The organism is Chitinophaga barathri (assembly GCF_003807585.1).
Lineage (GTDB): Bacteria > Bacteroidota > Bacteroidia > Chitinophagales > Chitinophagaceae > Chitinophaga > Chitinophaga barathri.
On sequence record NZ_RMBX01000014.1, the window covers coordinates 228,148 to 254,309 of the forward strand.

Here is a 26,162-nt window from a genome sequence, read left to right on the forward strand (position 1 = left end):
TAATTAGTTCATTTTGATTTCAGACGCCAGTTGACCGATATAGGCTTCCTGTGCTTTTTTGTCTGACAGTTCTTTGCGCAGTACTTTCTCCGCCACTTCGATCACTAGGTTGCCCACCTGGTTCTTCACTTCGGTGAGGGCCGCCAGTTTCTGGTTTTCGATAGCAACGGAAGCGTCCTGTACGATCTTTTTGGCTTCAGCCTGTGCTTGCGCTTTGGCTTCGCTGATGATCTGGTCTTTCAGCTCCTTCGCTTCTTTTAATATCTTGCTGCGTTCTGCTTTTGCCTCGGCCAGTACGTGTTCGTGCTCGGCTTTCATCTGTGCCATTTCCTCTTTCACGCGCTCAGCGGTAGCGATGGAATCTGTGATAGAATCTTCACGCTCCTTCAGGGTGGCGAGGATGGGTTTCCAGGCAAACTTCTTCAGGATCAGGAAAACGATAATGAAGATCAGCAGTGAAATGGAGAATAAGCCTAATTCAGGCATCAACAAATCCATATATCAGTATTTAAGTTTTATTCTTTACGAATGATAAGAATTACTGCATCCATTGCCCTGTGCGCCGGATGCAGTAATAAGTTTGTTCTTACAGAACTACCGCCAGCAGACCAGCGATTACACCGAAGAGGGCAACACCCTCTACCAGCGCAGCTGCCAGGATCATGTTCGCACGGATGTCGTTAGCAGCTTCGGGCTGACGAGCGATGGATTCCAGTGCGCTCTTACCGATGTTACCTACACCGATACCAGCAGCGATAGCAGCGATACCAGCGCCGATTGCGCCACCAGCCTGTGCCAGACCTGTAGAAGCAGCTTCAGTAGCCTGCATTAAAACAGTTAAAAGTGCCATAATGAAATTGTGTATTTGAAATTAAAGATTAAACAGTTGTCAGTGTATGATGCCCGTCACTATTGACTAGTGATGTTCGTCATGATGCCCGGTGTGCTCCATTGCCTGGCCGATGAATACCGCGGTAAGGTTCGCAAAGATAAAAGCCTGGATAAACGCCACCAGCAGTTCCAGCAGCATCATCACGATGTTGAACGCGATTGTTACGGGCAGGAAGCCGTAACCGATGCCCCTGTTCAGCGTACCGAAGATGAACACCAGTGAAATGATACTCAGGATGATGATGTGGCCCGCCAGGATGTTGGCAAACAGCCTGACCATCAGTGATATGGGTTTGGTGAACACACCGATCAGCTCCACGGGCGCCAGGATCGGTTTCACGAAACCAGGTACCGGGGGGTTGAAGATGTGGCCCCAGAAATGCCTGTTGGTAGCAGCCATCATGGCTACAAAGCTGATGAGCGCCAGCGCGAAGGTAACGGCGATATTACCGGTCACGTTCGCGGAGCCCGGCAGCAGGCCCAGCAGGTTGTTGATCAGGATAAAAAAGAAGATGGTGAGGATAAAAGGAACATACCTGTCGGCTTTACCACCGGGGATGTTCGGTTTTACCACTTCGTCCCTCATGAAAATGATCACCGGCTCAATGAGGCTCTGGAAGCCTTTGGGCGCCTGGCGGCTGCCGCGCAGCTTATAGGCTTTGGCCACATTCAGCATCAGGATCACCAGCAGCAGGGCCGCCAGTATCATGGAGGTAATATTTTTGGTCATGGACAGATCGTAGATCTTTTCGCCGGTAGGCTGGTCATTTGCGTCCACCGCGATGATCTTGCCTTCGGTATACAGCTTGGGGCTCAGGTGATTAGCTTCCAGGTAGTGGGCGTCCACTATACGGTAACCCTCGTAGGATTTATGACCATGCTCAAATTTGGAGGAAGAAAACATGGAAGTACCGCGTGCGGGGTTGTAAATGATCACCGGCAGGGGCATGGTAAGGTGGAAATCGCCCACGCTCAGCAGGTGCCAGTCGTGCGCGTCCTTTACGTGGCCAAGGATCACCTCCTTCGCGTTAAAACCTTTCTTTTCTTCGTGCCCGCCTTCAGCATGGGGGTCATGGCCTTCATTGGCCGTGGCAAATGCGCCGGAAACGGCCATTAAAAACACCGTTATCAGGGCTACCAGCTTATATTTGAACCGAGTCAAGGAAATCACCGTTTTCTGAAATTTTGTGCAAAGGTAACCGATTTTATATTAAATAGTAGCGGGGAATGAAAAAACTGACGAGGATCATGTGGAATTATGCGACCACTGCTAAAGGGCTATACATCAGCATCTTAGGCCGTCCAACGAGGAGCGGCCCGCAGCATACCAGCCGGCAAACACTCTTCCTATTAAGATATTATAATATGCAATCAACTTAGCGTAGGAGATACACACTTTGGGTTTTCGCCAAACATAACAGGCGCTTCAAACTTAGTGTAGAAGATACACACTCAGGAATTATACACTTTGGGTTTTCTGAAACTGCATCGTGTACAGTTTATGATAATACCCCTCCATCCGCAACAGCTCCTCATGGTTCCCCATTTCCCGGATCTCCCCTTTATCCAGCACAATGATCTGGTCCGCTTTGCTGATCGTGCTCAGCCGGTGCGCGATCACGATGGCGGTGCGGCCGGCGATCAGTTTGTCGATCGCGTGCTGGATCAGTTGTTCGGATTCCGTATCAACGGAAGAGGTAGCCTCGTCAAGGATGAGCACCGCGGGGTCGTACAGCAGGGCGCGGATGAACGAGATCAGCTGGCGCTGCCCAAGGGACAGGGTGCTGCCGCGCTCCATCACCGGGTAATCGTAACCGCCGGGCAGCTGTAAAATAAAATCATGCATACCGATGAGCCTGGCTGCATGCTCCACCTGCTCCCGGCTGATGGCCGGGTTGCGGAGGGTGATATTGTCGTAGATGGAGCCGGAGAACAGGAACACGTCCTGCAATACCACTCCTACCCGGCTTCTCAGTTCGGAAAGCTGGTAATCCTGTAGCGGCAGCCCGTCTATCGTGATGCGGCCTTTCTGAATCTCGTAAAGGCGGTTCAGGATGCTGATGATGGTGGTTTTCCCGGAACCGGTATGCCCCACCAGCGCGATCGTCTGCCCGGCCTTCGCGTGGAAGGAAATGTCTTTCAGTACATAACGCTCGTCTGTATAGGCAAACCATACATTTTCAAACCTGATCTCCCCTTTCATGCCGGTGGCGGTATGCGTGCCATGGTCCGGCATGTATTCCCCGCTGTCCAATACCTTAAACACACGCTCGCTGGCCACCATGCCCATTTGCAGGGTATTGAACTTATCCGCCAGTATACGCAGCGGGCGAAACAGCATGTTCAGGTACATGATGAACGCGATCATCACACCCTGCGTCACCTCATAATTCAATACTTTGTTAGCACCCCACCAAACCATGAGCCCCAGCGAAATAGCCAGGATGATCTCCACCACCGGAAAAAATACGGAGTACGCGAAAATGGCGTCTATATTGGCTTTACGATGGTCCTTATTGATCACCCGGAACTTCCCGAACTCCCTGTTCTCCGCTGAAAACGCCTGTACCACCAGCATACCGGTGATATGTTCCTGTACGAACGCATTCAAAGCGGCTACGGCGTTACGCACGCGGTGAAAGGATTTGTTCACCGCCTCCTTGAACCAATAAGTGGCCAGTATCAGTACGGGGAAAGGGGAAAGACTGATCAGCGTCAGCCGCCAGTCCTCGAAGAACATAACGCCCAGGATGGCCAGTATCATCAGCACATCCGCCACAATGGAGATAATGCCTTCGGAAAAAATATCGTTGATGGCCTCAATATCGTTGATGGTGCGGGTGGTGAGGGTACCGATCGGGGTTTTGTCGAAAAAGGAAAGGTTCAGGCGGGTTACTTTCCGGTACACGGCCACACGCAGGTCTTTGATCACGGACTGGCCCAGCCAGTTGGTAATGTAGGAGAAGAAAAACCGCACGGCCGTTTCTATCAGCAGCATGACGATCTGGATGATGGAGACGATCACCAGCATCTGCGTCCATTGGTTCGTGATGTATTTATCGACAGTGAGTTGTATCAGGTAAGGGCGTACCGGGCTCAGCAGCGCCAGCATGACCGTCAGGAACATGGAGACGTAAAAATAGCGCTTGTAAGGCGCCGCAAAAGAGAATACCCGGTTCAGCAGGCTGAAATCAAATACACGTTTGGCCTTTCCGTTGTTCATTCAGTAAAAGTAAATGGATAATCCCAAAATGCAAAAAGGGAGCGGCTGCTCCCTTTCTGTAATTAGTTTTCGTCTTTCATCACCTGCCGGTATGCCTTGATGAATATGGCGCCGAGGTTTTTATGCGGCGGCACATAGTCGTCAAACAGGGGTTTGTTAGCCGGTTCCGCCGCGAACCTTTTGCTGAGGCCGGCCCACATCTGTACCCAGTCCACATTTTTACCGCCACGCACGAGGTCTTCCAGGCTGCGGATGATCGGCTCGTTCACCCAGCGGGTGCCAACCTGTTTGGAAGAAATGATATGCGCTTCAGGCGCCTTTTCCAGCACGGTGGCCAGGTTGTGATAACCGCCGCAGCTGCCCAGGATCACGATGCGGGCGGTGCTTTGCAGGTTATCCAGCGTGGTGTTCACATGATAACTGTGGCCGCGGTGAATGAATATGGTGGGATGAATGTCTTTTTCGTCCAGGAACTCCGCGAGCTTTTCGATGGCGGTCTTATCTTCCGGTTCGTCCAGCGGGTTGTTTGCAAAAATGGTAGTGGGCTTGCCTTTGATGGAGCTGATGGTAGTCCAGTACTTGTTTTTGGTCACGCTCCAGTCGCCGCGCGGGAAGTTGCCCATAAAGCTGGCGTAGGAGCTGATGCCGTCTTCGTCCCCGTAGAAAAACACCTGCTGGTAGATGCGGCCGCTGTCGCTGGGCAGGTCTTTGAATTCCACGTGGTTGATGGGGGGGAGTTTCAGTTTGGCGCTCATATCGCTGGCCCAGCTAGAGTCACTGCCCTGTCCTTCTTCGGTGAATATGCTGTTCAGCAGTTCATAGATTGTCATGCCGCGTTTATCCTTTTTCTGGGTCACAAACACCAGGTTTTTACGCACTTCGGTGCGTAAGAAGTCCAGCAGTTTGGGATCGCGGATGCTGCCAAAGGAGTTGGCCACGTCCACGGCGTCTTCCAGGTCTTCCGTTTTCTCCAGGCTGCGCACAAATTTCACCATCAGGTAATTGGCGTTTTCCGGGTCCATGGATTTCAGGAAATGGTCCAGGGTATTAAAGCCCGCGGCCATGGCGATGAATTTCTTAAACCGGTCGAAACTTACGAGCATGAGCAGGCTGTCTCCGCGGGGCGGTTTCATGCGCAGCATCATCTGGTCGTAAAGGCCGTTTTTGGCGGCGTTGGTATAACTGGAGGTATAAAGCTCTTCCTGGCCGTTGATGATCAGGTAATACAATTCTTCCGGCGTAAAATCCTTCACGATGCGGAACCGCACGGGGTGCGACTCGTCGTGCAGGTCGTTGATCTCGCGGATGTACCGCAGCGATTTGGCCTTCATATTCTCCTGCATAGACTTGAGTCCCAGCGGGTTACCCCCTTCGGCTTTTTGTTTTTGCAGTACGATGGAGGCTTTTACCATCTGGCGGAAATAATTGTCATCGTTGCTCACGGCGCTTTCAAGGTCGCTGATGGTAGAGGTGCCGTCCAGCAGCTGGTCTATGAACGGCATCAGTTTGGTGCTCTGGGAAGAGCGGCCGATCTGTACGATCTGCTGTACAAGCGGGTCGCTGTTCCGGCGGATGGCCGAAGCGGTGGGTGTATAGGAAGTAGCGTAGGTGAGCACCTTATTCGGGTACTGGCGCGCTACGGCAGCTATGATGGAGTCGGTCACGGGGTAGTCCAGGTATGGCCCCAGTTTGGGCATAATATCCTCCAGGTTCTTAAAGGCGTATTTGGAGAACATCTCCGCGCGAGATTCCGCGTAGCCGCTATTGTCCTTAAAGGGTTCTATCATGCGCTCTCCCGCTTCGAAACTGAGCTTGCGGGCGATGGGATAGATGCTCTGGCCTTTGATATCGGCGTGCATCATGGCGCGGTACGCCTGTACCATGGCGGGGGCTTCTTCCGCGTCGATCTTTTTGAACGCTCTTTTGGTATTGTAATCCTTGAGGGTTTGCTGAAGGCCGGAGAGGTATTTTACTTTGAGGCGGTGATCCATGGCTGTGTCCAGCTCTATTTCGGTCTGGATGTCATCCACTTGTTTGAGGAGGGCGTTGGTCACCTGGAGGCTTATACTTTCGTCGTCGGAGACTTTCACGAAGTTGTCCTGCTTGCTGTCAAATTTGTCAGCCGCGTTCTGTTCTTTGTCAATATTGTCATGAAAGCCCTGCCGGCTGATGGGGATCTGTACTTTCTGACCATAGCTCCATCCACTGTATACAATGCCTAACGCTATGATTAGTAATATTTTTCTCATATAAGATGATTACGCCTTCTCGAATACTGCAAATTTACTACCAAATATTACTAAATAACAATTCCACCCTACTCATATAGGTTTATTTAAATGCGAAATAACTATTATATCAGTTGTGAAGGGCTTGCGCGGGGAATCTGTATCTTTACAGGCGGAGAGCGGGCCTGAATTAACAATTACATAATGTTATCTTTCCATGAATGGGGAATATGCTGATTAATTTTGTGCCGTCTTAAAAACCAAATTATGTTGATGGAACCTTCAGTTGCAGTTGGAAAAATCCTGGTAGTAGACGATGAAGCGGATATACTCGAGATCATCAGCTATAACCTGAAGAGCGCCGGGTACGATACCGTTACCGCTAAGGATGGTATAGAAGCGATCCAGAAAGCCAAAATATTCCGTCCGGACCTGATCATGCTGGATATCATGATGCCGAACAAAAACGGCATCGATACCTGCCGCGAGATACGAAAGCTGCCTGAGTTCAAGGAAACGATGGTGCTTTTTCTTACCGCGCTGAACGATGAAAAGAGTGAGATTGAAGGGCTGAACATGGGCGCGGACGATTATATCGCCAAACCTATCAAGCCGAAATTACTGGTGAGCCGCATCAACGCCCTTTTCCGCAGGCTGAACAAAGTGGAAGAACAGCAGATGCACCTCGGCGACCTCATCATTGACCGCGAAAAATTTACCGTTACCTATAAAGGCGTGGAGATCATCCTGGCCAAAAAAGAATTTGAACTGCTCCAGCTCCTGGCTTCCAAACCGGGCAGAGTGTTCCTCCGCAACGAGATCCTGAACCAGGTTTGGGGCACCGAAGTGATCGTAGGGGACCGTACCATAGACGTACACATCCGCAAGATCCGCCAGAAACTGGGCGTGGACCTGATCACCACCGTAAAAGGCGTAGGCTATAAGTTCGAACTGTAATAATTGTAACCCACCACTGTATATTCCTCTCCCCGCTGCATGCTCTGAGCGTGAACCTGGCTTCGTGAATTATGGCAAGTAAAAAAATTGGCTTAATTTCCCTTTATTACAAAAATTACTCACTCTGGAGTATGTTCAAAGCAAAAAACCTTTCGCCGCAAAAGCTGGCGGGCTTTACAGCGCTGGTACTTTCCGCCATCATGGCCGCGGGCTGCCTTCTTATTGGCGCCAATTACAAGGAAACCCTTATCGCTTTCGCCCTCACTTTCCTGGTGGCCTATTACCTGTACCTCTATACCCTGCAGAACTTTATCTATCGCAAGATCAAGCTGATCTACAAATTCATTTACCAGACCAAGGCCTCCAAACGGGAAGATTTTTTCAACAAAAATATCCTGCCGCTGAAGACTATTGACGAGGTAAGCGAAGACGTGGAAAAATGGGCTTCCCAGAAAAAAGAAGAGCTGGACAATCTCCGCCGGAACGAAGCTTTCCGCAAAGAGTTCCTGCTGAACCTTTCCCACGAGCTCAAAACCCCCATCTTCGCGGTGCAGGGATATATTCACACCCTGCTGGACGGGGCGATCGAAGACCCTACCGTGAACAAGATGTTCCTCAAAAACGCCACCAAGAACATTGACCGCCTCTGCCGCCTGATAGACGACCTGGATGAAATATCCAAGCTCGAAAGCGGTGAAATGACCATCAACAAAGAGATCTTCGTGATACAGGACCTCGTGAAAGATGTGTTTGACACGCTCAGCATCAAGGCCAAACAGAAAGAAATAAAATTCAGCATCAAAAAAGGCTGCGAAGCTCCCGTGCATGTATACGCGGACAAAGAAAAGATCCGCCAGGTGCTGATCAATCTCATCGAAAACTCCGTGAAATACGGTAAGCCGGACGGGCAGACCATCGCCAGCATTTATAACATGGACGGCAAACGCGTACTGGTGGAGATCTCAGACACCGGCATCGGTATGGCTGAAGAACATCTGCCGCGTGTATTTGAACGTTTTTACCGTACGGACCGCGCCCGCAGCAGGGACATCGGCGGTACCGGCCTGGGCCTTGCCATCGTAAAACATATCGTTGAAGCGCACGACCAGACCATCAATGTGCGCAGTAAAATAGAGGTGGGCTCCACCTTTGGTTTCACCCTGGAACTGGGCAAGGATAATTAACCGCAAAACTTAACATTGGTTTTGTAACCTTTCAATGTAGTGCCCGTTTTACAGGTGGTTTAAAACTATTGTCCCCTGTAAACTACCCGTATGAAACATGTTTATCTCCTGTTACTGACCGCCGGCCTGCTTGCCGCCGGATGCACAAAAGAAAAAGTAGTAGTAGTGGAAGAAGTACCCTACAAACCTTACGAATCTCCGGAAGAAAAAGCCCTGGGCATAAATTATTCACTGGTGGGCCGGTGGGTGATAACCGGGGACGTGATGCAGGATGGGCACGGCATGGGGGCAGACCGCTGGACTTTTACGGCAGACAGTACCTATTCCCGGCTGTACCTAGGCGATATCGGGGAAAGCGGCAGCTTTAGAACTATCTTCACCATGGGCAACGATGTAGTCCGGTTTGAACTTTCCAGGGATCCGTATAACACCAAAAGCGATGTACTGATCAAGAAAAAATCTTATCGCCATATCCTGGTCGACGGCGTTAATTTTTTCCGGGAGCAGTAATACTCAGAACCGGTATTGCAGCCTCGCGGTGAATACATTGTCCGCAATATCGTCCTCAAACCCTTCTATGCCCGTGGATTCATTCCACACCCGGTCGAACCAGAAGGTGGCTTTCATATTTTCATTGAGATAATACACGTACCCGAAGCCGAAGGTATCGTAACGGATGTCCGTAAGGGAAAGGTGTGTGGTTAAAGTCTCCGCGATCTGGCGGCCTTTCACGTCCGTGTTCGGGTCGTACCAGTCGTATTTGAGCACCAGCTGGTGTTTTTTGCTGCCCAGGTGTTGCAGGAAGGTAAAGTATGCCCCATCGAAATTACGGATGTACAGGGGCGCAAAACCGGCGGGATTCACGGGTATCACACCGGGCGTCTCACTGTCTAAAAACGTAGCGGTCTGTACGCCGCGGATATATTCCGCTCTCAGCTGTGTGGCGCCGCTGCGGTTCGGGATCAGCAGCTGTGCATCCGCGCCGTAATAATGCCTCGGGGCTATTTTCCCTACATTGGTCACGGCGGAATCCACCTCAAAATCAGGGTGGCCGTTGGTCGCTATCCCCATGTTATAAATTTCTTTTGTGAACTGCTCCATGCCGCCATATAGTACGCTGGCACCGGCAGCCAGCAGCCATCCCTGCCGGTTGATGCTGGTGGGCTTCATAGCTACGCGGGCGATAAGGTCTTTGTGACTGTCAAAGTCCGCGGGGCCTGACAGGCCCTGCCCGTTGAAGGCACCGATATCTATTTTAAGCGCATGAAGCGGATGCGTTTTATCCCTGGGCTCAAACGTAAGCATCGCGCCCATATCGCGTTCGCTTCTCATCAATATCTGCGACATACGGCCGCGTTCTGGCGCTTCACGGTCGCCGGAGGACAGGTTCACTTCATAACCGAAAGGCCGGGCGAACATACCCATGGTAAGCGCCGCAACATCCCACTGCCCGTCGAACAGGCGACCCCAGAAGTCGCGGATATTCACGCCGCGCTCCGTACCGTCAAACTGGAAAACGAACTGCACGGTGGGTCGGTTCCTTTTGTTGAAGTGCGCGTAATCAAAACGGACACGGCCCCGACGGAGCATAAAGCGGTTGTTGCTGTTGCCCGCGAAGTTGCCGCCGGCATAACTTTCTACGCCTTTACCGGATGCATACTGGAACTGCGGCTGCATGTAGCCGCTGATGCGCAGGGCGTCATAACGCAGGTACATGGAGATCATCCCCTTACCCAGGCTGGTAGTGGTATCGATCATGTCCATCAGGAACTGAGCTTTGGACACGAACGAACTAAATATGAAAATTACTATCAATATTACCTTCCGGGCGGTGGTCTTCCTGTTTGTCATACCGCGCAAAAATAGGAAATGCCGCCTTGAAACAAAAACGCCCCGACTTTCGTCGGGGCGCCGCGTTAATTATGATCGACAGATGAAATGACTAGTAAACCTTGTTCTGAGGATCGAAGTTAGCCCAGCCGGTGAGCCAGTTCGTAGTACCAAAGGCGCCACGGTAGGTAGCAGTCTCAATACCGGCAAAAGGTGCAAATGTACCACTCAGTGCAGGTGAACCCGTTTTAGGCAGGAAGTTGGGATTAGCCAGGTTGAAAGGATCGGTCAGACCAACTGCGTCAGCAGATGCAGCAACAGTAGTACCTACTTCTGTCAGTTTGGCGATCAGCTTCTGAGAAGCGTCGAGGATCATTTCATCCCTGCGGGCGGGAGTCATCGGGCTTTCGTAAGTGCCGGTTGCAAAGAGACGGGCGGTAGAAGAATCCGTTGTGGCTACTTTCGTAGTAGCTACTGTATAGATAATATTGTTTTTATAAGCAGTATTCGCGTTAGCCATGAAGTAATCCCAGGTGGGTTTAGATTCGAAAGCCGTGCCGCCTTTCTGTGCACCCAGGATGATAGAGTTCAGGAAAACCAGGTTGGTAGCTCTTCTCCAGCGATTGCCATAGTTGTGGTTACCGGCAGTACCAGCAGCACCGTTAGGGCCTACGATGGTCATGTTGGACACTACTGGGCGGGTGAACGGAGTCTGGTTGGTGGATTGACCGTCGTTATCGCACTCAATACCGTTACCAGCGTCTCCCGGGTCAACGAACTTAGGATCACGTAATGCTACAGCGTATTGTACAGTGCCGGTGTATCCGAAATCGAAATCGAAATCGTCATCAGCAGTAGCGTAGGCTACCAGGTGGCGAGGGTTTACGGTGCCGCCGAAGAATTCGTAAGCATCGTCGTTGGCATACGCAGTCATTACATAATCAATTGTAGTGCCGCTGCCTACACCGCCGAGAGTGAGGGAGTTGATCTCAGAGTTCGCGAAAGCTGCGATACCAGCGTATTCAATGCGCACATATTTCAGTGTGCCGGAATTATCTGCCGCGTCAGTACCACCATATTTCTCGCCGATACCACCTTCGATCTGGGGTTCAACTTTATTGGTCGGCGCTTTACCAAGCAGCACAATACCGCCCCAGTCGCCAGGACCACGGCTGCCGGCTGCTTTACCGGAAGTAAATACAATTGGCTTATCTACAGTACCTACAGCCATCAGCTTGCTGCCGCGTGTAATGATCAGGGAACCTTTTTCAGTGACGTCACTCTTGATCACGGTACCCTCCTGAATAGTAAGGATCGCGTCATTTTTAACCTTCACCTGACCTTTTAAAATCCATACCCTGTCATTGGTCAGTGTTTTGCTGGTCGTGATATCGCCCACGAGGGTTTCAGGCAGTATTGGGTCCATGTCGTCATCGTCCGTGTCGTTATTGCGGCAAGCAGACAATAACACAGCTGCGCCAAATGTAAAGGCAAGAAATTTTGCAAGTTTCATTAGTACTCAGTTTTTAATTTTCGGTGAATATGCTCCGCAAAGGTGTTGGTTAAATGTTACAGGTACTTTAACAAAGCGTTACCAAATTGTTAAGGCGCCTGTAATTACATCTTATTTCTTCTTTCCTAATCCGAATTGATAGGTGAAAGTAAGAGACACGTTAGTGCCATATTTGAACGTGCTGATTACCTGGTCGTCGCTATTTTTCTGATAGCTTTTCTTATCTGCGCCAACCGGGTTCTGATAGAAAACGGCTTCATTGTTCAGAATATCGCTCACGTTCAGGCGCAGTTCTCCTTTTTTCTTGATCACCTTCTTCGCAACCTGGAAATCAAGGATATTACGGCCATTCTCATAAATATCCGCGTAGTCTTTAAAACCTACAAGGTAGATGCGCGGACCAATCTTGTTATATAATACGCCCACCACAAAATCATTGTCTTCAGCCGCGTATTGCAGTCCCGCGTTAACCAGGTAGGGGCTCTGGCCCTGAAGAGCGCGCGCATTACCATCTGATGTATACCCTTGCAGGTCTACTGTTGAATGGATATAGGAGAAGTTGGTGAACGCCGTCATGCGGTCAAAGAAAGGCTCGGAGCTGATAAAGTCCAGTTTTTTCCTCAGTTCCACTTCAAAGCCGAGAGCGGAAGCGGAAGGCGCGTTTCTGAACAGCAGCAGGCGTCTGTTCGGTGTCGATCCCGGATCCACGTACTGTTCAATGGCGTCTTTGAATTGTTTATAAAACACTGAACCGGTAATTGCTTCGCCCACACCGGGGTAAAGCTCATAACGGAAATCAATGTTCGTGATATTGGCGCGTTTCAGATCCGTGTTACCCTGAACCATGCTGTAGGTAATAAAATCGTAGTAGACGAAATTGCTCAACTCACGCAGTTCCGGGCGGCTCACCGTCCTGGAGCCGGACAAACGAAGGTTAGACTTTTCGTTCAGCGCATAGGAGATATTGGCGGAAGGCAGGAAATCGAAATAAGTGATGTCTTTTTTGATGGTCTTGCCGGTTGCATCTGCCGTTTTAATATACTGGTAATAAGATTCACCTCTGCCGCCCCAAACGAACCTCCATTTGTCGCCTATCTTGTTGTCGAACTGTATATAGCCGGCCATCAGGTCCGTATTAGCGGAGTATCTGTCGGAGTTATTGGTGATATCGTTCATCACAAAACCATTGTTCACAATATTTTCGTCTGCGAATATTTCACCCGTAGGGAGGTATTTAAGGGATTCATTATAACCTGAGTAGGCTGACCATATGTACCCCAGTACCCTGGCGTTGAAATCACGCTGCCTGTAGAGCTTCTGTCCACCAATTTTCACACTCTGTTTTACATCTGAAATATTGAAAGGTATCGTCAAAGAAGCGGTACCGCCGATGTTGTCTTCTGTAAGCAGGGAATAAAAACGGGAAGCCTGTCTGGATGCGGAACCAAAGGGCACCTGGGCCTCGTATCGTTCGGCGCTGCCGAGGCCTTTACCATAAGACAATATTTTCATATCCGGCTGGTTGCGGTCTATCAATGAATAGTTCAGGTTCCAGTCCAGCTTCCAGTCTTTCTTATTCAACTTATGGCTGCCTTCCAGCTGGGAATTCAGCAGGGTTTTCATCACCAATTCCTGGCTGGTTACCAGCAGGTCATTGTTATTATCGTAGTTTACACCGGCACGGTCGGTGAAATTGTTGTCCAGAATACGGTTGAAGATATTTTTGAAGGATATCTTATTGTTGCCTTTCACATAAGTAAAGTTGGCAATGGCGCCGATGCTGGTATTATATTTATAGATGTCATCAGTAAAGCGATAGCTGGCGGCCTTGGTAAAGTCATAGTCATAGCGGCTTCCAGGCTGAATATTCTCTGCATTGCGATAAGTGAGACTGATGATGCTGCCGAATGAGCCGTCTTTTTTCAGGCGGATGCGATTGCCCCAGGTAAGCTGGTAGTTCTGCGTGGGCAGTGCCCCGCCGAAGTTCTGCGTGGCAAAAGTATTCTTAAAATCCCTGGTAAGGCTCAGCTGCTTATCCAGCGGCATTACCGCATATTTGCTGCGGGAAGAAGGGAAAGACGCAGGCAGCTCGCGGGTGCCATCGTCAAAGCCGAGCCAGTCGTTCTTGCCGCGCTCCATGCCCTTGGTATCCTTAAAAGTGCTTTGTGTATTGTAGCCATAGCCGAGGCTTACGGAAATATAATTTTCGGTAGGTATGTCCTTCGTGAAAACTTGCACCAGGCCGCCGGCAAATTCACCGGGCATTTCAGGAGATGCGGTTTTGTTGATCACGATATTGTCGATCAGGTTGGAAGGAATGATATCGAAGGAGAATGTTTTCCTGTCGGGCTCAGTGCTGGGCAGGATGGCGTTGTTGATGGTGGCCGTGTTATAACGGTCGCTCAGGCCTCGCACAATAATATACTTATTATCCTGGATGCTGGCGCCGCTGACACGCTTCAGTACTTCGCCGGTGTTACGGTCCGGAGAGCGGCGGATGCTTTCACCGGAAATACCGCTGGAAATGCTGGGGTTATTTTTCTGCGCCGCATAAAGGGCGTTGATGGTTTCCTGTTTGTAAGATCCGCGGATCACCACTTCCTGGAGATCTTTGGATTTGGGTTCATCCAGCGCAATATCCAGCGTGGTCACCTGGCCATTCTTCACTACTACGTCCGCAATGGATTTGGTAGAATACCCCATATATTTATAATCCAGGGTATAAGTGCCGGGCTCCAGCTGGATGATGTAACGGCCTTCCACGTCAGTAACCGCGCCTTTGCTGGTGCCTGTAACGAGTACGGTCACGCCGATCAGCAGTTCGCCCGTTTTTTTGTCTGTAAGTTTGCCGGATACTTTGCCGGTGCCTGTCTGTGCCTGGACGTTGAAACATCCCAACAATAAAATCCCGATTAATTGTACAACGATAATACTACGTTTCACGATCTGTTATTTATGCCGCAAAACTACCTTCGGGGTATTACGCCTATGTTAAGCCAATATTACCAGAATGTTAATTGTTAAGAAATGATTAATAAATCGTTAACAATCACAAGGTGCGTGAAGGTTAAAAAAATGGGGTATAGGTCTATAGGACGGGCCGGAGAACCGGCCAGGTATTCAATCTTAGGGTTTTCAACTGGCTTTATTTTGCCTCGTCAGCTGCTCGATAGATATATCCAGCAACCGGTCCGCCCCGTTTCCGCTGCAAGGCGTAATCTGGAACAGGCGCAGGCTTTTATTCATGAATGGTTTGGAGTCCTGGTTGCACAGCTCAAGCGTGAAATGGAACTTTTCTTCCAGTTCTTCCTCAAATTCACGGAGGCTGAGTGTTTCATCGATAGGATGTTCCACCATGACTTCCTCCTCCAGCCCCGCTTCGCGGAGCGTATCAAATGCATTCGCCAGGGAATGGTGAATATACACAGCCGCGTTGCAATGAAGCAACCGCTGTATCTGCATCTGTAATAAGGATATCGTCATTAATGGATGTAACTTGAGCGTCTTCATCAATATTCTAGCTGGTTTCCCAAACTTACGTAGGTAAGGTTAATTAAATATTACCGCAAGGTTAATTCTACATATAATTCTCTGGTTCTTAATTGTACGGCCAGGTTACATCAGGTAGCAGGGAAAGTAACTACTTTTGCCACCGCCGCCCATTCCATCAGGCTCGTCTCTTCCTCTTCCTCCGGCTGGTGAGCTTTCTTTTCCGCGTGCTGGTAGAGTTTCCATTCGCCCTGGTGATATTCCAGGGAGGTAAGACTCTCCACCCAGTCGCCTGAGTTCAGATAAGTGATCGTTTTGCCGTTAAAGCTCATATTCTTAATCTCCGGCTGGTGGATGTGGCCGCAGCATACTACATCAAACTGCTTGTCCACGGCTATCTCCACCACCGTCTGTTCAAAATCCGAGATAAATTTCACCGCCTGTTTCACCCCTTCTTTCACTTTTTTGGAAAAAGACATCTTTTCCCGGCCCATTTTTTCGAGCAGGTGATTCACCAGGCGGTTGATAATAATAAGGATATCGTACCCTTTGCCCCCCAGTTTGGCCAGCCATTTGGAATTTTTCATGGTCACATCGTACACATCCCCATGAAAAAACCAATGTCTTTTGCCGTCCACTTCCAGGATCAGTTTGTTGTCTATCACAAAATTGCTGAGGCCAAACCCGGCATATTTACGCAGGGCTTCGTCGTGGTTGCCCGTGAGATAATATACTTCCGTTCCTTTGCCGATCATTTTGAGGATACGGCGGATCACTTTGGTATGGGACTTCGGGAAGTACCGTTTACTGAACTGCCAGATATCGATGATATCCCCGTTCAGTATAAGTATCCGTGGATCAATAGCGTCCAGGTACTGGACGAGCTCTTTTGCGTGACAGCCGTAAATCCCGAGGTGTACGTCGGAAATGACAACTATATCTAATGGTCGTTTGTCGGACATTTTTCAGTTATTCGGGAAAATCCGGTCTTGATCAAACTATTTAATATAATCTTTGTTAGTTATGTGTTCGGGTATACCGGAGCCCTCTTTTTTCTTATGCAAAGGAAAAAATGCTATATTACTTTTATATTACTACAGTGTTACCAAAACATTAATTCTGAAAATTTCTTGGCTCCTATACTTACAGAAAGCTAATTTTGCGGCAAATTCTCAACAAACAACAAACTAATATGGGAGGCTTTAATTCTATTGTTAAACTGTTCATGCCGAAAGACAGGGTATTCTATTCACTTTTTGAAGACGTGGCGGCTAACCTGGTAGAAATGGGTCAGGTGCTCGTGGAACTGGTGGAAACCAAAGACTTATCTGTCAGGAAGGACAAAGTGCACCTGATCGAGCGGCTGGAACATAAAAACGATGACTATACCCATCGTATTTTCGTAGAATTGGGCCAGAACTTCATTACCCCGTTCGACCGGGAGGATATTCACTACCTGGCATCCACGCTGGATGATGTGGCGGATTATATCCACGGATCGGCCAAACGTATTGATATTTACAAGGTGACCGAGATGAATGACAGCATCCGTAAGCTCGCACAGCTCATCAATGAAGGTGTGCAGGAGCTTGCCCGCGCTATCCCCGAAATGCGTACCATGAGCAATATGAGGATCATCACCGATGCCTGTGTAAAGATCAACAGCCTTGAGAACCATGCGGATGATATCTATGACCGTGCTATTGCGGACCTGTTTGAGCAGGAAAGCAATGCCGTGGAGCTCATCAAGATGCGCGAGATCTATCAGGCGCTGGAAATCGCTACCGACAAGTGCGAAGATTCCGCCAATGTGATAGAAACCATCATCATCAAATACGCATAGCCGCAAACTGAATCCTCATGGCTTTTCTAGTAGTAATTATCATACTGGCTTTCATTTTTGATTATATCAATGGTTTCCACGATGCGGCAAACTCTATTGCCACGATTGTGTCCACCAAGGTGCTCACGCCGTTTCAGGCGGTATTGTGGGCGGCCCTTTTCAACTTTGCAGCCTTTTTTGTTTCCAAATACATTTACGGGGAATTTAAGGTGGGTAATACCATCGCCAAGTCCGTTTTCGAAGAAGCCATCACCCTTAAAGTGATCTTCTCCGGGCTGGTGGCCGCTATTTCCTGGAACCTCCTCACCTGGTGGTACGGTATCCCTTCCAGCTCGTCCCACACCCTGATCGGCGGGTTCATCGGCGCGGCCGTGGCAAACGCAGGCGGCTCCTTTGACGTGATCAACTACGCTAAAGTATTACCCACGGTATATTTCATCGTACTCGCTCCTTTCATAGGCATGGTGGTAGCCTTCATCATCACTGTCATCATTGTGAACATCTGTAAAAGAGCAAACCCCTACCGGGCTGAAAACTGGTTCAAACGGTTGCAGCTCGTGTCTTCCGCGGCCTTTTCACTCGGCCACGGCGGCAACGATGCCCAGAAAGTAATGGGTATCATTGCGGCGGCCATGGTGGCTCACGGCGGTATCCCCGGCGTAAAGACCATCATGGACGTGCCGGACTGGGTGCCTTTTGCGTGTTTTACCGCCATCGGCCTCGGTACGCTCAGCGGCGGCTGGAAGATCGTAAAAACCATGGGTACCCGCATTACCAAGGTGACCCCGCTGGAAGGCGTGAGCGCCGAAACCGCGGGCGCACTCACCCTGTACCTCACGGAAACCTTCGGTATCCCTGTGAGCACCACCCACACCATCACCGGCGCCATCATCGGCGTGGGCGCTACCAAACGCCTCTCCGCGGTACGCTGGGGGGTAACGGTGAACCTGCTCTGGGCCTGGATACTCACCATTCCCATCAGTGCGCTGCTGGCTTCCGGCGTCTACTTCGTCGTAAACCTGTTCATCTAGCCTTTTACGGTTAAAATAATTGAAAAGCCGTCCCGAATGCATTCGGGACGGCTTTTTTAGTGTTAATAACAAATTGTTTATGGCAAATTGATCAGACCACCTATTTTTGTGCCTCCAAATAGTTGAAAATCCATGAAGGGAATTATCCTTGCAGGGGGTTCCGGCACTCGCCTTCACCCCATTACATATGCCATCAGCAAACAGATCATGCCAGTGTATGATAAGCCCATGATCTATTACCCCCTTTCCACACTGATGCTGGCCGGTATCAGGGAGATACTCATTATCAGTACTCCCCACGATCTGCCCGCTTTTCAGCGCCTTTTCGGGGATGGTGGCCAGTACGGGCTGAAACTTTCCTATGCGGAGCAGGCAGTGCCCAACGGCCTTGCCCAGGCTTTTGTGATCGGGAAGGATTTCATCGGGAAAGACAAGGTGGCCCTCGTATTGGGAGATAATATCTTTTACGGCGCGGGCCTCGGCACCCAGCTGGCAAACAATACCCAGCCTGAAGGCGGCATCGTGTATGCCTACCAGGTATCGGACCCCGAGCGGTACGGCGTGGTGGAGTTTGACCAGGATATGAAAGCCGTGAGCATAGAAGAAAAACCTGAAAAGCCCAAATCGAGCTATGCCGTGCCGGGACTCTACTTCTATGACAATGACGTGGTGGCCATCGCCGAAGATCTCCAGCCCAGCCCGCGCGGGGAATATGAGATCACGGACGTGAACCGCGAGTACCTCAGGAGGGGCAAGCTCAAGGTATCCATCCTGCCCCGCGGCACCGCCTGGCTGGACACCGGCACCTTCGATTCCCTGATGCAGGCCTCCCTGTTTGTACAGGTGATCGAGCAGCGGCAGGGTATCAAGATCGCCTGTATCGAAGAGATCGCTTTCCGGAAAGGATTTGTAGACAAAACACAACTGGAACAACTGGCCAAACCCCTCGTAAAAAGCGGGTACGGCACTTACCTGATGAACCTGATTAAATAACGATATATAATATGCAAAAAGTCCTCGTTACCGGAGGTTGCGGATTCATCGGCTCGCATACCATCGTAGACCTTATCAACAACGGATTTGACGTAGTGTCTGTAGACAGCAACATCCGCAGCTCCACCCAGCTGCTCGAAGGGGTGGAAAAGATCACCGGCAAAAAGATCCGGAATTACAAGGTGGACCTGTGTAACCTGGAAGACACCAATGCGGTGTTCCACGAAAACCGGGACATCGTGGGTGTTATTCATTTTGCGGCCCTCAAAAGCGTGGGCGAATCTGTGAACGATCCCCTGTTCTATTTTCAGAACAACCTTACCTCGCTGGTGAATGTGCTCAAATGCATCAAGGAATTTAACATCCCGAACTTCGTATTTTCTTCTTCCTGCTCCGTATATGGCAATGCTACAGAACTCCCGGTAGTGGAGGAAACGCCGCTCGGCGAAGCGCAATCCCCTTATGCCCGCACCAAACAGATTGGCGAGCAGATCATCGAGGATTACAGCCGGGTAAACGCTACGCAGAGCATCCTGCTCCGTTACTTTAACCCGGTGGGTGCACACCCTTCCGCACTGATCGGTGAGCTGCCGCTGGGCAAGCCGGACAACCTGGTGCCGGTGATCACGCAGACCGCCATAGGCAAACTGCCGAAAGTGACCGTGTTCGGCACCCACTACCCTACCCGCGACGGCTCCTGCATCCGCGATTATATCCATGTGATGGACATTGCAAACGCCCATACCAAGGCGCTGCAGTACCTGATCGAAAAACGCAATGCCAAAAACCTGGAAGTGTTCAACCTTGGCACCGGTACCGGCGTTACAGTGCTGGAAGCCATCCACGCTTTCGAGAAAGTATCCGGCCTGAAGCTGAATTACGAGCTGGGAGCGGAGCGCCCCGGCGATGTGATAGCCATTTATGCAAACAATACCAAAGCCCGCACGGAGCTGGGCTGGGATCCGAAATCGGGCATCGAGGAGATGATGCGCACGGCCTGGCAGTGGGAAGTGGCTTTGAGGGACAGGGTTTTGAACAATTAAAATTTTTATTTTACTAGCTTTGCGGCTTATAAATTATCGGCATTATGGTAAAAGATATACAAGTACTGAATGAAAAGGAAACCCGCGGCGGATTCGGCGAGGGCATCCTTGAAGCAGGCAAAAGGAATCCCAATGTGATCGCACTTACCGCGGACCTGCTGGGCTCCATGAAACTCCAGGCGTTCATCAAGGAATTCCCGGACCGCTTTGTACAATGCGGCATCGCCGAAGCCAATATGATCGGCGTGGCGGCAGGTATGACCATTGGCGGCAAAATTCCGTATACCACCACTTTTGCTAACTTCTCCACCGGCCGCGTATACGACCAGATCCGCCAGAGCGTTGCCTATTCAGGCAAAAACGTGAAGATCTGCGCATCCCACGCGGGCCTTACCCTCGGGGAAGACGGCGCCACCCACCAGATACTGGAAGACATCGGCATGATGAAAATGCTGCCCGGTATGACGGTGATCGTGCCCTGCGACTTTAACCAGACAAAAGCTGCCACCATAGCCGTTGCAGACTATGAAGGCCCCGTATATCTCCGTTTTGGCCGCCCGAAATGGCCGAATTTCACCGCCGAAGACCAGAAATTTGAGATCGGCAAGGCCCAGGTGCTGAACGAAGGCACAGACATCACCCTGTTCGCCTGCGGCCACCTGGTATGGAAATGCGTGGAAGCAGGCCGCATCCTCGAAGAAAAAGGCTATAGCGTGGAACTGATCAATATCCACACGATCAAGCCGCTGGACGAGGAAGCGGTGATCAGATCCATCACCAAGACCCGCTGCGCGGTGACCGCCGAAGAACATAACGTGCTCGGCGGCCTGGGAGACAGCATTGCACAGGTAGCGGCCCGCCACCTGCCCATCCCCATCGAATACATCGGTACCAAAGATACCTTCGGCGAAAGCGGCAAACCTACGGACCTGCTGAAAAAATACGGCCTGGATACCCCCCAGATCGTGGAAGCGGCCGAAAAAGCCATCGCCCGTAAAAAAGGTTAATATTTCTGAAGGCATTAAACCTTACGTGTAAAAAACCATCCTAGTGATGGTTTTTTCCGTTTATAAAGCTGATTCCATGGATAATGGTATATTTATAGTCTACACATCCATCCATGGATACATCAACACACTGTTTAACCGCCTATGGCAGTAACGCAAGAAGATAAAGAACTACTGGCGCTTTTCAGGGAACCGGATACAAAGGAAAAGGGATTTACGCTCATCGTGCGGAAATACCAGGAGAGGTTGTACTGGCACATCAGGCGCCTGGTGATAGATCATGATGACGCCAACGACGTTTTGCAGAACGTATTCATCAAAGTATGGAAGAACCTGGAGAACTTCCGGGAGGATGCCCGTCTGTACACATGGCTGTATAAGATCGCCACAAACGAAAGTCTCACATTCCTGGAGCAGCTGAAGCGCAAGTCCGCCATTTCCCTTTCGGACGTGGAGACGGGCCTGGCGAATAAACTGCAGTCGGACCCGCATTACGATGTGGGAAAAATAGAATGGAAATTACAGAACGCCATCCTTGCACTGCCCGAAAAACAGCGGGCGGTATTTAATCTCCGTTATTACGATGAAATGCCATATGAAGAAATGAGCCGGGTGCTGGAGACTTCGGAGGGCGCGCTCAAGGCTTCCTATCATCATGCGGTGAAAAAGGTGGAAGAATTCCTTAAAAATAATTGATTATTAAACCCTCAGGGATAATAAACGTCTTAATAGATATGTCACCCAAAGGAAAAGATATCGTGGAAGAACTGGGGCAGGTAGCTCCGGAAATGGGGCCCCTGGGCCACCCGCCGGATTTTGACCTGCCATACGGGTACTTTGGCCGGTTCCCCGGGCAACTGATGACGCATATCCGGCAAATAGAGAACACTGAGGAGGTGGAATCCGAACTGGCGACCTTGTCTCCCACCCTCGCCGGGCTGCCCCGCAAAACGCCTTATAATGCGCCCCCGGGTTACTTCAGCGAGCTGGACCGGAAGATGGTGCAGAACAAGGATGCGGAGCCTACCGCCAAGATCCTGCCGCTGAATAAACGGATCAGACTGTTCAAACGCTGCCTCGTGGCCGCCTCCATTGCAGGCATCATCAGCGTGGGCGCGGTATTCCTCGCAAGAGAATACTCCGGCAACGCGCTGGACAGGCAGCTGGCGCAGATCAGCGACCAGGAGATCGTGGATTATCTTCAATACAATACAGACGAATTTGACAATGAGAATATCTTTACCAATGTTTCCCTGGACGAAGACATGCCTTCCGTATTGCCCGACGAGCTCACCAACGAGGAGATAGACAAGATGCTGGAGGAAAATCTTTTACAGGAAATACCCTTTAATCAATGATCAGAATGAAGCGATGCAAGCTGATATGGATGGTGCTGGCATTTTTGAGCATGGCCGGACTGCCCGCAGGCGATCTGCTGGCACAGGACGCCCAGCAGGAAGATGCCGCCGCCAAGCAGGATAAGATCAAATCCCTGGAGATACTTTATATCTCCAAAGAACTGGACCTGACGCCGGAAGAAGCCCAGAAATTCTGGCCGGTGTACAACAAATACTCCAAAGAAGTCAATCAGCTGATCACCGAACGCCGTAAAAAAGCCAAGGAACTGAAAAACGTGCCCCGTACGGACGCCGTAGCCGAAGAAGCCATGGACAAAGAACTGGGCTACGAAAGAAAAATGCTCGACATCCGTACCCGGTACAAACAGGAATTCATGAAAGTGCTGCCCGCCCGCAAAGTGAGCAACCTTTACCGCGCAGAAAGGGAATTCAGGGGGATGATGATCAGGCAGCTGAAAGAAAGAAAAGACAACCGCATGATGCGGCGTCATAAATAATTTATATCATCAATAATATAAGTAGGAAAAAATGACAGCCGGCCCTTCTGAGCCGGCTTTTCTTATATTATTTTACCCTATAGCCAATCTATACGGTACGTATAGGATACGTATACGAGAGGTATAGGAGAACGCCTGTTGAAGACTGTTAAAATAATACCGGTATTGACCTAGAATTTCGTGGTCGGCAGTTTGGTATCGTGGTAAAACAGGAAGGTCCAGCCCTCCGCTTTGCCCCGCTCCATATACTGCTGGCGCAGCTCCATCGTCTTTTTACCGTCGTAATCGTATTTCGCGATAAAACGGCTCCGCATCATAGAGATCTGCGGCGCTTCGTCCCCCCCGAAAAATACCTTATCCTCCCCGTCGTCTATCAGGAACACCTGGTGATAAGGGCAGTGCCCGCCGCTATGCTCGTAGTGAATGTATCCGTCTATCGTGCCGTTGCCTTCGGTGAGCACCACGTTGTCCCGTTTGGGCAGCAGGTTCACTTCTTCCGCCAGGTAAGACTTCCCGTCGTTTTCGATGGCATAGTCCAGTTCTTTGCGGCTCACGTAATAAGTGGCGTGGGGAAAACTCAGCGAACGTTCGCCGGTCATGATATCTTCCATGCTCACCCCGCCCGCATGGTCTTTGTGCAGGTGGCTCATGAGCACTTTGGTTACTTCCATGGGGTTGATCCCGTTGTCTATCAGATTTTGGTGCAGCTGCAGGATGCCATCCGCGTTGCGGAAGCCCAGGCCCGTGTCCAGCAGCAGGATGTCCCTGTCCGTGATCACGAGAAAAGGCTGTATTTCCACCAGCAATGAGCCTGAGCCGCGTTCCTTCATGGAATCCTTGCGTTCGTCATACGGGATGAATTTTTTGGTTCCGTCTACTGTAAAACTTCCTTCCGAAAGCGGTATGATTCGTGCCATTGTACAAAAATAAGCAAAATGAGTATGCGCTTACTTAGATACACTCGTCATTGCGAGAAGCAGCAGAGCCAAAGCGGGGAGGGCGACGAAGCAATCTCCGCCACTGAATTGATGTACCCCAATATTCGGAGATTGCTTCGTCGCCCTCTCCACAGGCCTCGCGCTGCTTCTCGCAATGACGAACGCTACTTGGCGATGATCTTCCTTAAAAGCTCATCGCCGGCCAGCGCCATATAACTCACGCTGTTCAGCGAATCGAGTTTGGATTTAGCTTTCATTTCCGGGGAAATGGTATTGGCTTCGATCATTTTATCCAACGCGAGCCTGCGTTTGGGGGAAATGGAGTCCGTCAGGTATTTTTCCATGAGAATGCTGGCGATGGGCACCGCGTAAGTGGTACTAAAACCGGAGTTCTCCACGATCACGGCTATCACGATCTTCGGATTGTCTTTCGGGGCAAAACCGACGAACAGCGAGTGGTCCTTCAGCTGTACAGTCTGGCCGTTGATCCGCGCTTTGTTTTCCGCGGTACCTGTTTTACCGCACACCGCAACGCCTTCTATCTGCACGCCTTTGGCGGTGCCTTTCGTCACCACGTCTTCCAGGCCCAGCACCACTGAACTAAACGCATCGTCTGAAATATTGGCGACGCGGTGTTTTTCTTTATATTTTTTCAGCATGCCGGAATGATCGTCATCTATGCTTTCCACAAAATGCGGTACAAAATAAAAGCCCCTGTTCGCGATAATGCACATGGCGTTGGCCATTTGCAGCGGCGTAAGGCCCAGCAAACCCTGGCCCATGCCCACATACATTTCGGAGCAGGAATTCCACAGGCCGGAATAACGCCTGTTCATCCGCGCGGTATCCGGCACGTCACCGCTTTTTTCATTGGGTATGTCTACTCCCAGCCTGCGCCCAAGGCCCATGTCGTTGAGATAACTCACGAATTTGGCCTGCCCGGCCCCGGTGTTCCCCCACTTTTTATTGTCTACACAAAGCCGGTAAAGATGCATGAAATAGGCATTGCAGGAGTTGGCCAGTGCATTGCGCATGTTAGACGCGTGGCCAACGTTGCTGTGAAGGCATTTACTGAAACGGCCGCAATTCCCGTAACCGCCGCGGCAGTCGAAACCGAACTCAGGCCCGACAGTTCCTTCATCCAGCGCAATGAGGCCGGTGATGGGTTTGAAGGTGGAGCCGGGAGGATAGGAGGCGGAAATGGCGCGGTTAAACATCGGCGACACGGTGTCCGTCAGCAGCCTGCCCAGGTTTTTGGCCCTGTAAGAGCCGGAAAGCAGGTTCGGGTCAAAGGTGGGGCCGCTCACCATGGCGAGGATGCCGCCGGTTTGCGGGTCTATCGCCACAATGCTTCCCACTTTCCCTTTCATCATCTTTTCACCGAGCAGCTGCAATTCTATGTCCATAGCCAGGCGCAGGTTTTTGCCGGCAATGGCGGCTGTGTCGAACTCACCGTTCTCCAGCGGGCCCTGCGGCCTGTTCAGGTTGTCTTTTACAAGGTATTGAATGCCGCGCTGGCCCATCAGGATGTTCTCATACGTGCGCTCCAGCCCCGTCATGCCGATATAATCGCCCTGCTGGTATGCGCTGTATTTGCCCGAGCTGTCGTTCAGCATTCCCGGCGTGATCTCGCTGATATAACCGAACACGTTTGCCCCCACACCGTAAGGATAACTCCGTACGGGCCTCAGCACCAGTTCGAAGCCAGGCTGGAACATGTACATGCTTTCCTGCAGTTTGCCGTATACTTCGGGCGTCAGCAGGCTGGCGAATACGGAGGGGCGCACCGGCCCTTCTTTCATGCGCGCGTTCGCAATACGTTTGATAAATTCTTCTTTGTCTATCCCCAGCACTTCGCAGAGGTATCCTGTGTCTATGTTCTTCACACTGCGCGGGGTCACCATCAGGTCGTACAGCGCTTCATTGCGCATAACGCTGCGGCCTTTGCGGTCGTAGATGATGCCGCGGCTGGGATAGATCACTTTGCGGAGATGCGCGTTGGCATCCGCCAGTTTGGAATATTTCGTTTCCACTACCTGCAAATAGAACAGCCTGACCACAATGAGGGTCACCATGCTAAGGCAGATCAGCTGGATCACTCTTTTCCTGGGTTGATTAAAAACAGACATGCGGGTTC

At 50.6% G+C, this 26,162-nt stretch carries 23 protein-coding genes; 11 read left to right on the forward strand and 12 right to left on the reverse strand.

Features of this window, described 5'->3' with window-relative positions; translation table 11 throughout:
* Nucleotides 1–3: 3 nt before the first annotated feature.
* The 5 genes from atpF to EG028_RS23700 form a co-directional block, all read right to left on the reverse strand.
* Nucleotides 4–498 carry a F0F1 ATP synthase subunit B gene (gene atpF / locus EG028_RS23680; protein ID WP_120518687.1) on the reverse strand — a complete coding sequence of 165 codons (495 nt, stop codon included), beginning with the start codon at nt 496–498 and terminating at the stop codon, nt 4–6.
* An 88-nt stretch (nt 499–586) separates the two neighbouring features.
* On the reverse strand, nt 587–850 hold the full coding sequence (atpE, locus tag EG028_RS23685) for an ATP synthase F0 subunit C (RefSeq protein WP_120518686.1): 264 nt from the start codon (nt 848–850) through the stop codon (nt 587–589).
* Between the two features lie 66 nt (nt 851–916).
* Nucleotides 917–2,062, reverse strand: coding sequence for a F0F1 ATP synthase subunit A (gene atpB / locus EG028_RS23690; protein WP_120518685.1), 1,146 nt, complete (start codon nt 2,060–2,062; stop codon nt 917–919).
* Nucleotides 2,063–2,350: 288 nt separating this feature from the next.
* Nucleotides 2,351–4,114: an ABC transporter ATP-binding protein gene (locus EG028_RS23695; RefSeq protein ID WP_120518684.1), complete on the reverse strand. Its 1,764-nt coding sequence runs from the start codon at nt 4,112–4,114 to the stop codon at nt 2,351–2,353.
* A gap of 62 nt (nt 4,115–4,176) precedes the next feature.
* Complete coding sequence (locus tag EG028_RS23700; RefSeq protein ID WP_120518683.1) at nt 4,177–6,363, reverse strand: hypothetical protein; 2,187 nt, start codon at nt 6,361–6,363, stop codon at nt 4,177–4,179.
* Between the two features lie 252 nt (nt 6,364–6,615).
* On the opposite strand from EG028_RS23700, the gene EG028_RS23705 reads away from it, so the two are divergent.
* From EG028_RS23705 to EG028_RS23715, 3 genes are all read left to right on the forward strand, one after another.
* Nucleotides 6,616–7,299 (forward strand): response regulator transcription factor, encoded by a 684-nt coding sequence (locus EG028_RS23705; protein ID WP_162946610.1) that lies wholly within the window; start codon nt 6,616–6,618, stop codon nt 7,297–7,299.
* Nucleotides 7,300–7,430: 131 nt separating this feature from the next.
* A complete protein-coding gene (locus EG028_RS23710) occupies nt 7,431–8,483 on the forward strand; it encodes a sensor histidine kinase (RefSeq protein ID WP_162946609.1) in 1,053 nt (350 codons plus the stop codon).
* 90 nt (nt 8,484–8,573) lie between these two features.
* On the forward strand, nt 8,574–8,993 hold the full coding sequence (locus EG028_RS23715; protein WP_120518681.1) for a hypothetical protein: 420 nt from the start codon (nt 8,574–8,576) through the stop codon (nt 8,991–8,993).
* Nucleotides 8,994–8,996: 3 nt separating this feature from the next.
* Here the strand turns inward: EG028_RS23715 and EG028_RS23720 are convergent, their stop codons facing one another.
* The 5 genes from EG028_RS23720 to EG028_RS23740 form a co-directional block, all read right to left on the reverse strand.
* Nucleotides 8,997–10,334: a porin gene (locus EG028_RS23720; protein ID WP_206614507.1), complete on the reverse strand. Its 1,338-nt coding sequence runs from the start codon at nt 10,332–10,334 to the stop codon at nt 8,997–8,999.
* A 91-nt stretch (nt 10,335–10,425) separates the two neighbouring features.
* Nucleotides 10,426–11,826 (reverse strand): hypothetical protein, encoded by a 1,401-nt coding sequence (locus EG028_RS23725; protein WP_120518680.1) that lies wholly within the window; start codon nt 11,824–11,826, stop codon nt 10,426–10,428.
* Between the two features lie 111 nt (nt 11,827–11,937).
* Nucleotides 11,938–14,769, reverse strand: a complete 2,832-nt coding sequence (locus EG028_RS23730; RefSeq protein ID WP_120518679.1) for a TonB-dependent receptor — start codon at nt 14,767–14,769, stop codon at nt 11,938–11,940.
* 192 nt (nt 14,770–14,961) lie between these two features.
* Nucleotides 14,962–15,309, reverse strand: a complete 348-nt coding sequence (locus EG028_RS23735; protein WP_148086769.1) for a hypothetical protein — start codon at nt 15,307–15,309, stop codon at nt 14,962–14,964.
* Between the two features lie 137 nt (nt 15,310–15,446).
* Nucleotides 15,447–16,277 (reverse strand): UDP-2,3-diacylglucosamine diphosphatase, encoded by an 831-nt coding sequence (locus EG028_RS23740; protein ID WP_120518677.1) that lies wholly within the window; start codon nt 16,275–16,277, stop codon nt 15,447–15,449.
* 230 nt (nt 16,278–16,507) lie between these two features.
* On the opposite strand from EG028_RS23740, the gene EG028_RS23745 reads away from it, so the two are divergent.
* From EG028_RS23745 to EG028_RS23780, 8 genes are all read left to right on the forward strand, one after another.
* Entirely contained in the window at nt 16,508–17,158 is a 651-nt protein-coding gene (locus tag EG028_RS23745) for a DUF47 domain-containing protein (protein ID WP_120518676.1), read from the forward strand.
* A gap of 17 nt (nt 17,159–17,175) precedes the next feature.
* On the forward strand, nt 17,176–18,189 hold the full coding sequence (locus tag EG028_RS23750) for an inorganic phosphate transporter (protein ID WP_120518675.1): 1,014 nt from the start codon (nt 17,176–17,178) through the stop codon (nt 18,187–18,189).
* A 132-nt stretch (nt 18,190–18,321) separates the two neighbouring features.
* Entirely contained in the window at nt 18,322–19,182 is an 861-nt protein-coding gene (rfbA, locus tag EG028_RS23755) for a glucose-1-phosphate thymidylyltransferase RfbA (RefSeq protein WP_120518674.1), read from the forward strand.
* 11 nt (nt 19,183–19,193) lie between these two features.
* Complete coding sequence (gene galE / locus EG028_RS23760) at nt 19,194–20,225, forward strand: UDP-glucose 4-epimerase GalE (RefSeq protein WP_120518673.1); 1,032 nt, start codon at nt 19,194–19,196, stop codon at nt 20,223–20,225.
* 44 nt (nt 20,226–20,269) lie between these two features.
* A complete protein-coding gene (locus EG028_RS23765; protein ID WP_120518672.1) occupies nt 20,270–21,232 on the forward strand; it encodes a transketolase family protein in 963 nt (320 codons plus the stop codon).
* A gap of 144 nt (nt 21,233–21,376) precedes the next feature.
* A complete protein-coding gene (locus tag EG028_RS23770; RefSeq protein ID WP_120518671.1) occupies nt 21,377–21,928 on the forward strand; it encodes an RNA polymerase sigma factor in 552 nt (183 codons plus the stop codon).
* A gap of 38 nt (nt 21,929–21,966) precedes the next feature.
* On the forward strand, nt 21,967–22,590 hold the full coding sequence (locus EG028_RS23775; protein ID WP_120518670.1) for a hypothetical protein: 624 nt from the start codon (nt 21,967–21,969) through the stop codon (nt 22,588–22,590).
* 5 nt (nt 22,591–22,595) lie between these two features.
* Nucleotides 22,596–23,087 carry a hypothetical protein gene (locus EG028_RS23780; protein ID WP_123864778.1) on the forward strand — a complete coding sequence of 164 codons (492 nt, stop codon included), beginning with the start codon at nt 22,596–22,598 and terminating at the stop codon, nt 23,085–23,087.
* 170 nt (nt 23,088–23,257) lie between these two features.
* Here the strand turns inward: EG028_RS23780 and EG028_RS23785 are convergent, their stop codons facing one another.
* Nucleotides 23,258–24,004 (reverse strand): MBL fold metallo-hydrolase, encoded by a 747-nt coding sequence (locus EG028_RS23785; protein ID WP_241559202.1) that lies wholly within the window; start codon nt 24,002–24,004, stop codon nt 23,258–23,260.
* A 185-nt stretch (nt 24,005–24,189) separates the two neighbouring features.
* On the reverse strand, nt 24,190–26,154 hold the full coding sequence (gene mrdA, locus EG028_RS23790; protein WP_120518668.1) for a penicillin-binding protein 2: 1,965 nt from the start codon (nt 26,152–26,154) through the stop codon (nt 24,190–24,192).
* Between the last annotated feature and the right edge of the window lie 8 nt (nt 26,155–26,162).

What these genes read in the sequence shown, in the direction of transcription:
- EG028_RS23740 (WP_120518677.1), bottom strand. Translation starts at nt 16,277, where the DNA reads ATGTCCGACAAACGACCATTAGATATAGTTGTCATTTCCGACGTACAC.
- EG028_RS23735 (WP_148086769.1), bottom strand. Translation starts at nt 15,309, where the DNA reads ATGACGATATCCTTATTACAGATGCAGATACAGCGGTTGCTTCATTGC.
- atpE (WP_120518686.1), bottom strand. Translation starts at nt 850, where the DNA reads ATGGCACTTTTAACTGTTTTAATGCAGGCTACTGAAGCTGCTTCTACA.
- EG028_RS23785 (WP_241559202.1), bottom strand. Translation starts at nt 24,004, where the DNA reads ATGGCACGAATCATACCGCTTTCGGAAGGAAGTTTTACAGTAGACGGA.
- EG028_RS23725 (WP_120518680.1), bottom strand. Translation starts at nt 11,826, where the DNA reads ATGAAACTTGCAAAATTTCTTGCCTTTACATTTGGCGCAGCTGTGTTA.
- EG028_RS23705 (WP_162946610.1), top strand. Translation starts at nt 6,616, where the DNA reads ATGGAACCTTCAGTTGCAGTTGGAAAAATCCTGGTAGTAGACGATGAA.
- EG028_RS23745 (WP_120518676.1), top strand. Translation starts at nt 16,508, where the DNA reads ATGGGAGGCTTTAATTCTATTGTTAAACTGTTCATGCCGAAAGACAGG.
- galE (WP_120518673.1), top strand. Translation starts at nt 19,194, where the DNA reads ATGCAAAAAGTCCTCGTTACCGGAGGTTGCGGATTCATCGGCTCGCAT.
- EG028_RS23765 (WP_120518672.1), top strand. Translation starts at nt 20,270, where the DNA reads ATGGTAAAAGATATACAAGTACTGAATGAAAAGGAAACCCGCGGCGGA.
- EG028_RS23720 (WP_206614507.1), bottom strand. Translation starts at nt 10,334, where the DNA reads ATGACAAACAGGAAGACCACCGCCCGGAAGGTAATATTGATAGTAATT.
- atpF (WP_120518687.1), bottom strand. Translation starts at nt 498, where the DNA reads ATGGATTTGTTGATGCCTGAATTAGGCTTATTCTCCATTTCACTGCTG.
- EG028_RS23770 (WP_120518671.1), top strand. Translation starts at nt 21,377, where the DNA reads ATGGCAGTAACGCAAGAAGATAAAGAACTACTGGCGCTTTTCAGGGAA.
- EG028_RS23750 (WP_120518675.1), top strand. Translation starts at nt 17,176, where the DNA reads ATGGCTTTTCTAGTAGTAATTATCATACTGGCTTTCATTTTTGATTAT.
- EG028_RS23695 (WP_120518684.1), bottom strand. Translation starts at nt 4,114, where the DNA reads ATGAACAACGGAAAGGCCAAACGTGTATTTGATTTCAGCCTGCTGAAC.
- EG028_RS23780 (WP_123864778.1), top strand. Translation starts at nt 22,596, where the DNA reads ATGAAGCGATGCAAGCTGATATGGATGGTGCTGGCATTTTTGAGCATG.
- EG028_RS23775 (WP_120518670.1), top strand. Translation starts at nt 21,967, where the DNA reads ATGTCACCCAAAGGAAAAGATATCGTGGAAGAACTGGGGCAGGTAGCT.
- EG028_RS23715 (WP_120518681.1), top strand. Translation starts at nt 8,574, where the DNA reads ATGAAACATGTTTATCTCCTGTTACTGACCGCCGGCCTGCTTGCCGCC.
- EG028_RS23710 (WP_162946609.1), top strand. Translation starts at nt 7,431, where the DNA reads ATGTTCAAAGCAAAAAACCTTTCGCCGCAAAAGCTGGCGGGCTTTACA.
- rfbA (WP_120518674.1), top strand. Translation starts at nt 18,322, where the DNA reads ATGAAGGGAATTATCCTTGCAGGGGGTTCCGGCACTCGCCTTCACCCC.
- mrdA (WP_120518668.1), bottom strand. Translation starts at nt 26,154, where the DNA reads ATGTCTGTTTTTAATCAACCCAGGAAAAGAGTGATCCAGCTGATCTGC.
- EG028_RS23700 (WP_120518683.1), bottom strand. Translation starts at nt 6,363, where the DNA reads ATGAGAAAAATATTACTAATCATAGCGTTAGGCATTGTATACAGTGGA.